Source organism: Gemmatimonadales bacterium (genome assembly GCA_035502185.1).
GTDB lineage: Bacteria > Gemmatimonadota > Gemmatimonadetes > Gemmatimonadales > JACORV01 > Fen-1245.
In genome coordinates, this window is record DATJUT010000102.1 from 1 (window position 1) to 12,715 (window position 12,715).

A 12,715-nucleotide genomic window follows, 5' to 3' on the forward strand; every position below is an offset into this window, starting at 1 on the left:
GCTCGACCGTGAGATCGGCCGCGGGATACGCGGCGAGGTTGTGCGGGTCGAGCGCGTAGTGTCCCTGACGGGGGAAGACCGTCGTCACGCGGTCGCCCCAGACACTCTTCATCGCTGCCAGGATGCGCTGCTTGTCATCGATCATGACATAATGCCGGGCGGGATAGAGCGCGGCGACGGCATCGAGCATCAGCTCCTTGTGCACGTAGATCAGCACCCGTCCCTCCACCGCCGCCCAGAGCCCGGAGCGCTGGATCTTGCGCGGCTGGAACACCACATCGCCATCCGACAGCACGACGGTCAATCCCCAGGTGCGTAGATGGTGGACGACGTCGAGCGCGCCGGGGTACAGCCGGGTCGCGAACGGATAATCGACCAGGAACGACGACATCAGCAGCAGCCGGGTGTCGCCCATGTCTCCCATCCGGTAGCGCTGCAGGGCACCCAGGTAATCGGTGTATCCGAGCTCGGCGCGCAGTTGCTCGAGGATTGCCCAGTACCGATCCCGACACGCCGGCCCGAACTCCCGCGCCAGGTGATCGCGGAGGTCGTCCTGCACGCGGTCGTTATCGAGCAGCGTGTTGTCGCAGTCGAGGAGGAACACCACGTCGGCGGGCGCGCTCACGTGGTCGTCCCGGCTCGGTCGTTCATGGGATTCACGACGAACTCCGTGGGTGACGGAACATCTTCATGATCGGCGTGCGGCATTCGGCGTTCCGGCCGCGAGCGCCGCATCCACGATCGCCTGGGCCTGCTCCACGATCCGGTCCAGCTGGTCCTTCCCCCGGAAACTCTCGGCGTAGATCTTGTAGATGTCCTCGGTGCCCGATGGCCGGGCCGCGAACCAGCCGGTTGCGGCGGTCACCTTCACGCCGCCGAGCGGCGCGTGGTTGCCTGGCGCCTCCGTGATGACGCTCTGGACCTTCTCCCCGGCGAGGTCGGGGCAGCGCACCTGGCCGGGCGAGAGCGCCGCGAGCAGCTTCCTTTGTGCCGGGGTCGCGGGCGCTTCGACCCGGTCGTAGGCCGGCTCGCCGAGCTCGTGGGTCAGGTCGCCGTAGATCTCCCCGGGGTCGCGGCCCAGGCGCGCGGTGATCTCGGCCGCGAGCAGCGCCGGGATGATGCCATCCTTGTCCGTCGTCCAGACGGTGCCATCCAGACGGGCGAACGACGCCCCGGCGCTCTCTTCGCCGCCGAAGCCCAGTGAACCGTCGAGCAAGCCGTCGACGAACCACTTGAAGCCGACCGGCACCTCATAGAGCGGCCGGCCGAGCTTCGCCGCGACGCGATCGATCATCTGGCTGCTCACCGCCGTCTTGCCGATCGCCGCCTCTTGGCGCCACTTCGGCCGGTGCTGGAAGAGGTAGAAGATGGCAACGGCGAGGTAGTGGTTGGGCGGCAGCAGTCCCGCGCTGCGGGTGACGACGCCGTGCCGGTCATGGTCCGTGTCGCAGGCGAACGACAGGTCGAAACGGTCCTTCATCCCTATCAATCGTTGCATCGCGTAGGCCGACGACGGGTCCATCCGTATCTGACCGTCCCAATCCACGGTCATGAACCGGAAGGTCGGATCGACGGCCTCGCTCACCACCGTGAGGTTCAACCCGTAGCGTTCGGCAATCGGCCCCCAGAAGTGGACCCCTGCGCCGCCGAGCGGATCGACCCCAAGGGTGATCTTCGCCCCGCGAATGGCCTCCATGTCCAGCACGTTGGCGAGATCCGTGATGTACGCCGTGAGGTAGTCGTGCTGGTGCGTCGTTGACGCGCGAAGAGCTTTCTCGAACCGGATCCTCTTCACCTCCCGCAGGCCACTCTCGAGCAGCTCGTTGGCCTTCGCCTCGATCCAACCGGTGACCGCGGACTCCGCCGGCCCGCCGTTGGGCGGGTTGTACTTGAACCCGCCGTCGCGTGGCGGATTGTGGGACGGCGTGATGACGATGCCGTCGGCCAGCCCCGTCGTGCGGCCTCGGTTGTACGACAGGATCGCGTGGGAGATCACCGGGGTCGGCGTGTATTCGTCCCCCGCCGCGAGCATCACCTCGACTCCGTTGGCCGCCAGCACCTCGAGCGCGGTTGCGTAAGCCGGGATCGCCAGCGCGTGGGTGTCGATGCCCAGATAGAGCGGGCCACCGGCGCCCTGCCGCTTTCGATGGAGGCAGATCGCCTGGGTGATGGCCAGGATGTGACCTTCATTGAACGACCGGTTGAAGGCCGTGCCGCGATGTCCCGAGGTGCCGAACGCCACCCGCTGTTCCGGCACCGACGGGTCGGGAGCCTCGGTGTAGTAGGCCGTGATGAGCCTGGGCACGTCGACCAGCATCCCGGGTTCCGCCGGCCTGCCTGCGAGAGGGCTCGTCTTCATGAGTTTCCGCGGCTCATTGCGGCTGCCCTCCCCTCACCTCGCGCGACCGTTCCAGCTCGCGCAGGAACATCTCTTCGGCGGCCGCGGCCACCCGCTCGTCCTCCGCCGCCCCGATCCGCCAGAGGGCCCGGGAGAACGACGGCCCGTCGACCGCCGGCACATCCTTTCACATTGTCTCCGGGGTGCACCGCGCGGAAGGGTCGCTGCCGGATCCGAGGGCGCGACGGGGCTCCGCACGGCGACACACACCCTGGCTGGGCTCCTGCATTGCGTGATCTTGCCGAGTCGCTTGCCGCCAGACTATCGTCCACCAGCCGAATCCGCGGGCGGTGTCGGCCTGCGCCACGATTCGGCTGCCTCCAGCGGCCGGCTGTCTTGCGCGCAGCCGTAGGTCGGACGCCGGTGGCCGGGGAGGGCTTGACCCGCCGGAGACAGTTCCCGATCACCCACGCCAAGGCTCCGCGTGAGCGCCGCCACCATGACCCCTTCTCCTCCGACGACCGTGGTACTGACGATTGTCGCGCTCACCTATCTCGGCGTCGCCGTCGGGCATGTGCCCGGCTTCAAGGTGAACCGCACCGGCATCGCGTTGCTGGGCGCGATTGCCATCATGGTCTTCTCCGGATTGCCGACGACGGCGGTGATCGGTTTCGTCAACTGGCCGACGATCCTGCTGTTGTTCGGCTTCTTCGTGATCTCCGCGCAATTGCGCCTGTCCGGCTTCTTCGACCAGGTGGCCAACGCGGTCTCGGCCCGGCTCGACAACCCCGCGCGGTTCCTGCTTACCCTGATGCTGGTGGCGGCAGGACTATCGGCGTTTCTCAATCACGACATCATCTGTTTCGTCTTCGCGCCCGTCGTGGCGACGGCGCTGCTCCGCCGGCAGCTCAATCCCGTTCCCTATCTCATCGCGTTGGCAATTGCCAGCAACATCGGTGCGGCCGCCACGGTGGTCGGCAATCCGCAAGACATGCTCATCGCCCAGGTTGCCGGACTGGATTTCGGGCGATACCTGCTCTGGTGTATCTCGCCGGTGCTGTTTGCCCTCGGCTGTGCCTACGCTCTCATCTGGACGATGTCCCGTCGCAGCCTCGCGTCCTCGGCGCCGGTCCCGGCGAGCGTGAGGCCATCTCTCCTGCCGTTCAACCGTGCGCACACGGTCAAGGGCCTGGTCATTCTGGGGTTGGTCGTCGCGTTCTTCTTCTCGCCGGTGCCCAAGGAAATCGTCGCCTTGACCGCCGCCGCCATTCATCTCGCCAGCCGGACGTACCCGACCGAAGACTTGCTCGGCAAGGTGGACTGGTCGATTCTGGTCCTGTTCCTGGGATTGTTCGTGGTGACCGGCGCATTCCAAGCCACGGGCTACGGCGAACACGCCGTGCTGTGGCTCGGGCATGCTGGGTTGAATCTCCAGTCGCCATCCGTTCTGGCCGTCGTGACGGCCGTGGTCTCGAACCTGATCAACAACTCCGCGGCGGTGCTGCTGCTGGTGAGGGTGGTCCCCGTGGCGCATCCGCCGACCGCCTACGTGCTGGCACTGTCCAACAGCTTCGGCGGGAGCCTCATCATCCTCGGCAGCGTGTCGAACATCATCGTCGTCCAACAAGCGCGCGAACTGGGGATCACCATCTCGTTCCGCGACTTCGCACGCTTCGGGGTGCCGGTGACGGTAGCCGCCATGGCCGGCCTGCTGGCGTGGGTGAGGCTCATGAACTGAAGTGCGGCCCGTAGTCGTTCCTCTACCGGGGCGGCGTGCGCCGACCCCCGGGCGCCCTCAGCTGGAGCCGCTGCAACTGCCCGAGTTGGTGCTTCCACGCGGCCTCATCGCGTGGAGCGCGCGGCTCAACCATCACTCGGAGACAGCCCATGTCCTCCACCATCGAGGCATCGGTCACTACGAGGTGTCGCCGGGCAGCCGGTCGGCAACGGTTCCGTGAGCGGCGCAGAGCTCCGACCGGGCAAGTCCATGCCGGATCGGAGCTTGTGAAGTCGGGACGGCGGGACTTGAACCCGCGACCCCTGAACCCCATGGGGCTCAGGGATCCCTCGCAAGACGACGAAATGCCGGACTCTCGAGGGATTCCGAGCGTCGAAGCCGGATTCTGCGCCCCGCCGTGCGGGACTCCGAGGTGTGTTTCACCACCCGTCACGGCACCCCTCACCGCAACCCTCTGCCGGTCGCATCTCTAGGCACACACCATCCGGTCAGTTAGGATTACGGCTCACCGAGCAAACCGAGGGACGATGGGCGCCCGCGCCGACGCACTCGCGGACCGCATGGAGCCTGGAGCGCATATGCCCGCCAGCTTCGTCGAGGGGCTGTGCGACGCCGAGTGGCGCGCGGCGGAGCTGGACCGCGCCGCTCGCCCGTCGCGCGAGGCCGGCGCGCCGCCGACGGCGCGGCCCTTCATCGAGCACCGCCCGGTGCGAAGCGCGTTCCAGCACCTCGCCGGCATCCGGGAGGCGCTGCACCGCTAGTGCCTCCCCGCCACCGCCGCACATGACCGGGGCAGCGCTCAGGCCGTCGCTGCCGGCCCGTTTCACCGTGACACGCGAGCTGGGCCGCGGCGGGATGGGCACGGTGTTCCTCGCCCGGGACGGGATCCTGGGCCGCGCGGTCGCGATCAAGGTGCTGACGCCGGAGCTGTCCCGCGCGCTCGGGGCCGAGCGCTTCGCGCGCGAGATCCGGCTCACCGCGCAGCTGGTGCATCCCAACATCGTCCCGCTGTTCGATTCCGGGGAATCCGACGGCTGGCTCTACTACGTGATGCCGTTCATCGACGGCGCCACGCTGCGCGCGCAGCTCGACGGCGGCCGGCCGGTGGCGCCCGCGGACGTGATGCGGATCATCGCCGACACGGCCGAGGCCCTGGCCTACGCGCACGCCATGGGGGTCGTGCACCGCGACGTGAAGCCCGAGAACATCTTCTGGTACGGCGGGCGGGCGTTGCTGGCGGACTTCGGCATCGCCGCGGGCGAGCAGGCGGCGCCCGACGGGATCTCGCTGACGGCCACGGGCATGATCATCGGCACCGTCGCGTACATGAGTCCCGAGCAGGCATCGAACCAGCCGGACCTCGACGGGCGGGCCGACCTCTACAGCCTGGGGTGCGTGGCCTACGAGCTGCTCGCCGGCCGGCCTCCCTTCGTGCGGACCTCCGCCGTCGCGACGCTCGCCGCCCATTTCGCCGACCCCGTCGAGCCCGTATGCGTCTGCCGGCCGGACGTGGCTCCCGCGCTCGCGGCGCTGGTCGAGCAGCTTCTGGCCAAGGACCGGGACCGGCGCCCGGCCGACGCGGCCGCCGTGCTCAACGCCCTCCGGCCGCTGGAGTCCACTCCGGGCCCCAAGCGCGTCGCCTCGGCCCGCCGGTCCGAGCCGCACGACGTGATGGCCGACCCGCCCGAGGTCCGGGAGCTCGTGGCCAAGGCGCGCGAGCTGTACACCCACTCCACGCAGGGAGGTGAAGGCGCCCAGGAGAAGCTGCTCATGGGCCGGGTGTACGCCGAGAAGGCCGTGGCCAAGGCGCCGGGCAGCGCCGCGGCGCTCACCGCGCTGGCGAACCTGTATCTGGTCCTGGGGGTGCGGGGTTTCGCCGACCGGGACGAGGTCCTGCCCAAGGCGCGGGAACTGCGCCTGCGGGCCCTGGCCATCGACGATACCCTGGGCGCGGTGCACATGGCGCTGGGGACGGTGTTCCTCTACTGGGAAGATGACTTCGAGATGGCCGGCTCGGAGCTGGCCCTCAGCGTCGAGCTGGACCCGGACGACCCCGACGCGCATCGCATGTACGGAGCCTGGCTGCGGATCGCGGGGCGCCCGCTCGAGGCGCTGGACCACATGCGCTCGGCCGTGCAGCTCGCGCCGAAGGCCGCGTTCATGTACGTCGGCCTCGCCGACGTGCTGATGGCCCTGGGCCGTTACGACGAGGCGATCGCACCGCTGCGCCAGGCGCTGCGCCTGCACCCGCGCTACGATGCGGCGCTCGAGCGCCTGGAGATGAGCTGCCACCGCGCGGGCCGCCACGACGAGGCCCTCGACGCGCGCCGCCAGCTGCTCGGCATCCGCGGCGATACCGACCGCATCGCCGCCGTCGCGGAGGACGCCGCGCAGCACGGATGGCTCGTCGCGCGCGAGCGCGACCTGCGGCGCGAGCTGGCGACGCTGACGACGCTGGCGGAGCGGGACGGCGCGTTCGCCGAAACCCGCAGCACCCGCCTGCTGGGCGACAAGATCATCATCGTGCTGGCCGAGCTGGGTGAGTGGACCCAGGCCATGGATTGGGTGGAGCGCGCGTACCATCACCGGCCGGGCCGGCTGCGTCGCGTCCTCAACGATCTCCCCTACGACCACCACGGCCTGGCCCGCGACCCGAGGTACGCGCGCCTGCTGCGCACGGCCGGCATCGAGGAGCTGCGGGACTGAGCACGGGGCGCGAGCGCCCCGGCGCGCCGCCTTCAGCGGTCGATCAGCCCGCTGCCTCCGCATACGACAGGCGCACGGACGGCCGACCGACCAGCGTCTGGTACACCACGCAGTAGCGCTCGGTCAGCTCCAGCAGCTTGCGCCTCTCCGGCTCCGCGGCGTCGCTGTCCAGGGAGATCTGCAGGCGAATGTCGCGGAACCCCACCGGAGCCTCCTTCGAAACGCCCAGCGTGCCCCGGAAATCGAGATCGCCTTCCGCCGTGAGCGTTCCGCCGCGAACGGCCAATCCCATCGATGTGGCCACCGCGCAGAGCGTGACGCCCGCGCACGCCACCAGCGCCTGCAGGAGCATGTCCCCGGAGCACGCGGCGAGGCCGGTTCCACCCGTCGCGGGGTGAAGGCCCGCCTGTACGAGCGCGCGACCCGTCTCGACGTTGCAGGAGACGCCCTCTCCCAGCCTGCCCGTCGCCCGCAGGGTTACCACGGCCGCGGCCGGGTCGCTTCGGTACTTTTCCTTCAACGGAGACTGCGCTTCGCGCAGCTGCTGGCGATCCATGGTCCCTCTCGTGCGCCTTGGCTCCGACGCCCGCACGGTCGTCGAGCGAAGCCGGGACGGGCGACAGCGCGACTCGCCAGGGTCGTCGAGACCGCGGCAGGTCGGGGGTGTCCGTCTGGCCGTGAACGATAGAAGTGTAACACGTCGTCGGGGAACTGGATCGGGTTCAAGGTGATACGGAGGAGGTCCCGCCGAAGAGGAAACGTCCCCCGGAGGCAACCCATGACCATCGCACGTTCGGTACGCTCGCTCGTCATCGCCGCCGCGCTCGTCGGCACCGTGACCGCCCGGTCATGGGCCCAGTCCGGGCAGGCGCCCTACGCCTCCATGGCCCCGATCGCGGCGTACCTGATCCCGGATCGTGCCGCCGAGATCGCGCTCGCCCGCAGCGCGGCGCCGGATGCCGTCTCGCGCGACGCGACCATCCTGGTGCTGGGCCCGCACGGCTACGAGCGGGCCGTGGAGGGGAGGAACGGCTTCGTGTGCATAGTGGAGCGGTCGTGGATGTCGCCGCTCGATGCGCAGCAGTTCTGGAACCCGCGGCTGCGGGGCCCGACCTGCTTCAACCCGGCGGCCGCGCGGTCCATCCTGCCCCTCACCCTCAATCGCACGGCGCTGGTCCTGTCCGGCTCATCGAAGCCGCCGACGGTGGACGGCGTCCGCGCCGCTCTGGCGCGCAGCACGCTGCCGCCCCTCGAGCCGGGCGCGATGAGCTACATGATGTCCAAGGACGCCTTCCTCGACGACTCCGCCGGGCACTGGGTGCCGCACCTCATGTTCTACGCGGTGGCGTCGGACAGCGGGGCGTGGGGCGCCGACCTCGCCCGCTCGCCCGTGCTGCTGAATCCCCAGTTCCTCGGCGCACCCGAACGGGTCGCGGTGTTCATGGTGCCGCTGCGCGCGTGGTCCGACGGCTCGCCGGCACCCGCGCTGCCGGAGCAGTGACGGCCCGGGCGCGGCTGTTGGCGCAGTGCTGCTCGCGGATTTCGAGCGGCGAGGTACTGCTGGAGCCGCTCGGCTGCCTCAGCCGGCGGGAGGCGCCTCGAGCACTTCGCGGACCTTCCGGAGCAGCTCGGCGATCGTCCACGGCTTGGAGAGGAACGGCACGCCGCTCTCGAGCAGCGCCCGCTCTCGCACGTCGCGCGTCGCGTATCCGCTGGTGAAGAGCATCCGCGGCGTCGCGCCCGCGTCGCGCAGGGCGCTCAGCAGCTGCGGCCCGCTGACGTGCGGCATCACCACGTCGCTGATGATCAGGTCCGGCGCCGCCTGCCCGGTCCGGATGATGTTGAGGGCGTCGAGGCCGTCCGCGGCCGTGGTCACCGTGTAGCCGTACTTCTCCAGCACCCGCGTGGCCGTGCGCTTGAGCGTGGCGTCGTCCTCGACCAGCAGGATGGTCTCGTCGCCTCCGCGGGTCGCGCTGGCGGCGACCACGGGCGCGGGACTGGCTGATTCGGCGAGGGCCGGGAAGTAGATCCGGACCGTCGTGCCCTGCCCCGGCTCGCTGGTGACGTTGATGAAGCCGTCGTGCTGCTTGACCAGGCCGTACACCATGGCCATGCCCAGGCCGGTGCCTGCGCCCACGGGCTTGGTGGTGAAGAACGGCTCGAAGATGCGCTGCAGCGTCTTCGGCTCCATGCCCCGGCCGGTGTCGGCCACCGTGAGCACGACGTAGTCGCCAGGCTTGCCCCAGCCATGAGCGCGGCGGAACTCCTCGTCCAGCACCTCGCGGCCGACGGCCAGGCGCAGCGTGCCGCCGCCCGGCATGGCGTCGCGGGAGTTCGTGACGAGGTTCATCAGCATCTGCTCGACGGCCCCCGAGTCGGCGTGGACGACGGAGTCCGGCGTCCCGACCTGCACGGCGACCTCGATGTCCTCCGGGAGAATCCGGCGGGCGAGCCGCGCGAAGCCGCCGACCAGCTCGCCCAGGGGCACCGCGCGCAACTCGATGGCCTGCTGACGGCTGAAGGCCAGCAGGTTGCGCGTGAGCTCGGCCGCCCGGCGCGCGGCCTGGTGGATCGTCTCGAGCTCCTCCGCGTGCGCCCCATCGGCGGGCAACTCCGCCGACAGCAGCTCGTGGGAGGCGAGGATGGTGGTGAGCAGGTTGTTGAAGTCGTGCGCGACGCCGCCGGCCAGATGCCCCACGGCTTCCATCTTCTGCGCCTGCCTGAGCTGCGCCTCCAGCGCCTTGCGCTCGCTGATGTCGCGTATGGCCGATTGCGTTCCGATCGGGCGGCCGGACCGGTCCCTCAGCGGCACGACGTCCACCTCCAGCCAGAGCCGCCTCCCGTCGTGACCGATGCCCTCGAACTCGTACGTGCCGGGCACGGCCTCACCGCGCAGCCGGCGGTCGTGCCGTTCCCGCAGTCGTTCCCGCCATTCCGGTGCGACGTAGTCGCCGAGCGTGAGATGACGCAGCTGCGACCGCTCGAAGCCGAACAGGGCGAGGAACTGGTCGTTCGCGAAGGTGATGTTGCCCGCGACGTCGTCGCGGATCAGGGCGTCGTGCATGTGCTCGACCAGCTGGCGGAACTGCTCTTCGCTCTCTCGCGACGCCTGTTCGGCCCGCTTGCGCTCCACGGCCATGGCGATCTCCGCGGACACGAACTGGAGGAGATCGAGATCTCCCGTCGAGTAGCGCACGCCCTCCTCGTAGGTCTGCACCACCAGGATGCCCGTGGTCTTCCCGGCCGCGACGAGCGGCACGCCGAGCCAGTCCAGGGACGGGGCGCCGATCAGCTCCACCTCTCCGCGGCGCTCGAGCTCGCGGCTCACCTCCGGAGTGGCCAGCAACGGCCGGCCCGTCCGCAGCACGTACTCCGTCAGGCCTCGGCCCGGCGGCTTGGGCGCGGGAGTGTCGTCGTACTGGTCCTGGAAATAGGGGAAGCTGAGGGTGTCGGTCTCGGCATCGTACAGCGCGATGTAGAAGTTTCGCGCCGGCATCAGCTCGCCCACGATCCGGTGCAGCGCCGCGAACAGATCCTGCAGGCTGACCACGGTGTGCGCCGCCTCGGAGATGCGGAAGATCGCGTGCTGCACCAGCTCCGCTCGCCTGCGCTCGGTGATGTCCCGGATGGCGACGACGCGCAACTGCCGGCCCTGGTACGGGAGCGGACGTCCCTGGACTTCGACGTGGAACGTGGAGCCGTCCTTGCGTCGCGCCCTCTGCTCGGACGGGCCCATCGGCCCCGACCGCATGCGCTCGGCCACGTTGGCCGTGTCTTCGGGAGCCACGAAATCGAAGACCGATCTCCCGATCACCTCGTCTCGCGTGTACCCCAGCATCGCGGCCAGGTCCTCGTTGCAGTCTACGACCCGGCCGTCCTCCAGGAGGCCGATCCCCTCCAGGGCCGCCTCGAGCATCAGGCGGAAGCGCGCCTCGCTCTCGCGCAGTGCCTTCTCGGTGGCCCGGCGCTCGGTGACGTCGCGAACGATGCCGATCTCGCCAACCACGCGCCCGTCTTCGACGTAGGGGGCGCTATGGACCTCGCCGAGCCGGTAGTCGCCCGCCCGGGTCCTGACCCGCAACTCGTAGGGCGGCACGCTCTCACCCCTGCACGTGGCCTCGTACCGGGCGGCGGCTTCGGGCAGATCCTCCGGATGAACGAGCTCCGCGAACGACCGGCCGACCCACTCGTTGACCGACCACCCCGTGAGCAACCCGAACGCCGTGCTCAGAAACTCGATCGTCCCGTGAGCGCCGCGGAGCCTGTACATGCCATCGGGCACGGACTCCCAGGGGAGGCCGGCGCGCACCTTCGGCTGCGCTGCCTCCTTGCGCTTCCCGGGCTTCGTGCCCCCACGCGGTCTCGTCGGCATCCAATACCCCCGCCACAGCGTGCCCAGCTACGGTGCGAATCGGCACAGCCGACCGCCAGGTGACGGCCAGGATCGGGATGGCGTCGTCATCCGAAGGACGGGTAACTGCAAGGCGAGTGCCAGCACGAGGAGTGCCGACCCCTTGGCCCGCCATCGCATCATCAACTCGAACAACGACTTGCAGCTCGAGCGTCCGGCCGGTCTGGTGGCGGCGCCCGAGGCGCCGTACGTTGGCCCCCATGCCGGCCACATACCGCCTCGACCTGGGAAACCGGGTGGTCTGGAGTCGCGCCTGGGGCGCATTGACGGACGAGGAGCTTCAGGCACATTCGCGGGCACTCCGGGCGGACCCGCGGTTCGAGCCGAGCTTCCGTCAGTTGCAAGACCTCACCGACGTCGGCGAGCCGCGCGTCACCCCCAAGGGGCTCCTCGTCCTCGCGCAGATCAATCCATTCGGGGAGCATGCCCGTCGCGCCGTCCTCGTGGCCACGGACATCATTTTCGGACTGGCGCGGATGCACGAGATGCTGCGGGGCGAGGCAGGGGACGAGCTGCAGGTGTTCCGCGACCGGGCGGCGGCACTGGAGTGGCTGGGTCTCCCCCCGAACTGGACTCCGCCCGCAGCTGCCCTCGCCGACCCGCTCTTCCAATCCGGGTCACCGGATCGCTAGCAGCTCGCCAAAGACATTCGGAGCGCGGGCACAATCACGGGTCGGAAACCGCGAGCAACGGCAGTCAGTCGGCCCAACGAATCACTCGCCCCACCTACCACACGACCGGGACCAGTCGGTAGCGCGTCCGGGTGCAGTACTCCTCGTAGCCCGGCAACTCGCGGCTGATGCACGATGGTGAGACGCGGGTCAGCCATCGCCTCGCCAAAGGACAGCCCTCATAGCGCCTGTGCGAGGGCCCGCCAGGCTGTCATTTCTGCTTCTCCGGACCCGCCGCGAGCGGTGGGCGATTGCGCACTTGAGCAAGCGTGCGCTCAGCGAAGTCGAGCCGCTCCTGTACGTCGGCCAGTTCCTGGCGGAGTTGGGCGACTTCATCAGAGAGAGACTCGGGTGCGGCACCGTCGCCGGTCCCAGCCCTGACCTTCGCCTCCTCGATCCGAAGCTGCTGGAGTTTGACCAGTCGGTTGGAAACGATGGCGACGATGGGAATGGCAAGAGCGAGGACGGGGATGAGAAGGGCCAGCGTGCCGTTATCCATGAGTGCGCTCAAGGCAGAGGTCTAGCGTCCCCTCCGGAGCTGGGCCGAGATGCAGCGCCGGAGACTGGCGGCAAGATACGTCGCTCGGAACAGGACTGGAACGGCAGCCGATCGACCGGCTCGGCGAGCCAGACGGACTGCAACCCAAGCAGCCTGCCGGTCATAATGAGAAGCCCCGACCCGGCAATTTGCTGCTGGATCGAGGCTTGTCGAGTCGGGACGGCGGGATTCGAACCCGCGACCCCCTGAACCCCATTCAGGTGCGCTACCGGGCTGCGCCACGTCCCGTGACGGCGCGGAATCTAACCCCCCCACCCAGCGGCGGCCACAGGCCAAGCTCCACGCTACGGCG

The 12,715-nt window shown here is 69.5% G+C and carries 11 protein-coding genes and 1 tRNA gene; 5 read left to right on the forward strand and 7 right to left on the reverse strand.

Annotated features, from left to right (window positions below; all coding sequences use genetic code 11):
* The 3 genes from VMF70_13630 to VMF70_13640 all read right to left on the reverse strand — a co-directional run.
* On the reverse strand, nucleotides 1–625 hold a 625-nt coding region (locus VMF70_13630; GenBank protein ID HTT69059.1), incomplete at its 3' end, for an HAD family hydrolase.
* A 63-nt stretch (nucleotides 626–688) separates the two neighbouring features.
* Nucleotides 689–2,359 (reverse strand): phosphoglucomutase (alpha-D-glucose-1,6-bisphosphate-dependent), encoded by a 1,671-nt coding sequence (gene pgm / locus VMF70_13635; GenBank protein HTT69060.1) that lies wholly within the window; start codon nucleotides 2,357–2,359, stop codon nucleotides 689–691.
* Nucleotides 2,360–2,372: 13 nt separating this feature from the next.
* Nucleotides 2,373–2,519, reverse strand: a complete 147-nt coding sequence (locus VMF70_13640) for a hypothetical protein (GenBank protein ID HTT69061.1) — start codon at nucleotides 2,517–2,519, stop codon at nucleotides 2,373–2,375.
* Nucleotides 2,520–2,822: 303 nt separating this feature from the next.
* Between VMF70_13640 and VMF70_13645 the strand changes: the two genes are divergently transcribed.
* The 3 genes from VMF70_13645 to VMF70_13655 all read left to right on the forward strand — a co-directional run bounded on the left by VMF70_13645 (nucleotide 2,823) and on the right by VMF70_13655 (nucleotide 6,782).
* The gene (locus tag VMF70_13645) at nucleotides 2,823–4,076 is read left to right on the forward strand and encodes an SLC13 family permease (GenBank protein HTT69062.1); all 1,254 of its coding nucleotides are present in this window, start codon (nucleotides 2,823–2,825) and stop codon (nucleotides 4,074–4,076) included.
* Between the two features lie 578 nt (nucleotides 4,077–4,654).
* Entirely contained in the window at nucleotides 4,655–4,837 is a 183-nt protein-coding gene (locus tag VMF70_13650) for a hypothetical protein (GenBank protein HTT69063.1), read from the forward strand.
* Nucleotides 4,838–4,904: 67 nt separating this feature from the next.
* Nucleotides 4,905–6,782, forward strand: coding sequence for a serine/threonine-protein kinase (locus VMF70_13655; protein HTT69064.1), 1,878 nt, complete (start codon nucleotides 4,905–4,907; stop codon nucleotides 6,780–6,782).
* A 43-nt stretch (nucleotides 6,783–6,825) separates the two neighbouring features.
* Here the strand turns inward: VMF70_13655 and VMF70_13660 are convergent, their stop codons facing one another.
* A complete protein-coding gene (locus VMF70_13660) occupies nucleotides 6,826–7,338 on the reverse strand; it encodes an OsmC family protein (protein HTT69065.1) in 513 nt (170 codons plus the stop codon).
* 222 nt (nucleotides 7,339–7,560) lie between these two features.
* On the opposite strand from VMF70_13660, the gene VMF70_13665 reads away from it, so the two are divergent.
* Nucleotides 7,561–8,283, forward strand: a complete 723-nt coding sequence (locus tag VMF70_13665) for a hypothetical protein (protein HTT69066.1) — start codon at nucleotides 7,561–7,563, stop codon at nucleotides 8,281–8,283.
* Between the two features lie 78 nt (nucleotides 8,284–8,361).
* On the opposite strand, the gene VMF70_13670 is transcribed toward VMF70_13665, so the two are convergent.
* Nucleotides 8,362–11,154, reverse strand: a complete 2,793-nt coding sequence (locus VMF70_13670) for a PAS domain S-box protein (protein ID HTT69067.1) — start codon at nucleotides 11,152–11,154, stop codon at nucleotides 8,362–8,364.
* A gap of 239 nt (nucleotides 11,155–11,393) precedes the next feature.
* On the opposite strand from VMF70_13670, the gene VMF70_13675 reads away from it, so the two are divergent.
* Nucleotides 11,394–11,825 carry a hypothetical protein gene (locus tag VMF70_13675; GenBank protein HTT69068.1) on the forward strand — a complete coding sequence of 144 codons (432 nt, stop codon included), beginning with the start codon at nucleotides 11,394–11,396 and terminating at the stop codon, nucleotides 11,823–11,825.
* A gap of 250 nt (nucleotides 11,826–12,075) precedes the next feature.
* Here the strand turns inward: VMF70_13675 and VMF70_13680 are convergent, their stop codons facing one another.
* Nucleotides 12,076–12,363, reverse strand: coding sequence for a hypothetical protein (locus VMF70_13680; protein HTT69069.1), 288 nt, complete (start codon nucleotides 12,361–12,363; stop codon nucleotides 12,076–12,078).
* A 214-nt stretch (nucleotides 12,364–12,577) separates the two neighbouring features.
* Nucleotides 12,578–12,651: transfer RNA gene (locus VMF70_13685), tRNA-Pro, on the reverse strand.
* Nucleotides 12,652–12,715: the final 64 nt, after the last annotated feature.

Bases quoted from the DNA above. Each gene is read 5' to 3' on its own strand.
- pgm (HTT69060.1), bottom strand. From the start codon at position 2,359: ATGAAGACGAGCCCTCTCGCAGGCAGGCCGGCGGAACCCGGGATGCTG.
- VMF70_13650 (HTT69063.1), top strand. From the start codon at position 4,655: ATGCCCGCCAGCTTCGTCGAGGGGCTGTGCGACGCCGAGTGGCGCGCG.
- VMF70_13660 (HTT69065.1), bottom strand. From the start codon at position 7,338: ATGGATCGCCAGCAGCTGCGCGAAGCGCAGTCTCCGTTGAAGGAAAAG.
- VMF70_13665 (HTT69066.1), top strand. From the start codon at position 7,561: ATGACCATCGCACGTTCGGTACGCTCGCTCGTCATCGCCGCCGCGCTC.
- VMF70_13670 (HTT69067.1), bottom strand. From the start codon at position 11,154: ATGCCGACGAGACCGCGTGGGGGCACGAAGCCCGGGAAGCGCAAGGAG.
- VMF70_13675 (HTT69068.1), top strand. From the start codon at position 11,394: ATGCCGGCCACATACCGCCTCGACCTGGGAAACCGGGTGGTCTGGAGT.
- VMF70_13680 (HTT69069.1), bottom strand. From the start codon at position 12,363: ATGGATAACGGCACGCTGGCCCTTCTCATCCCCGTCCTCGCTCTTGCC.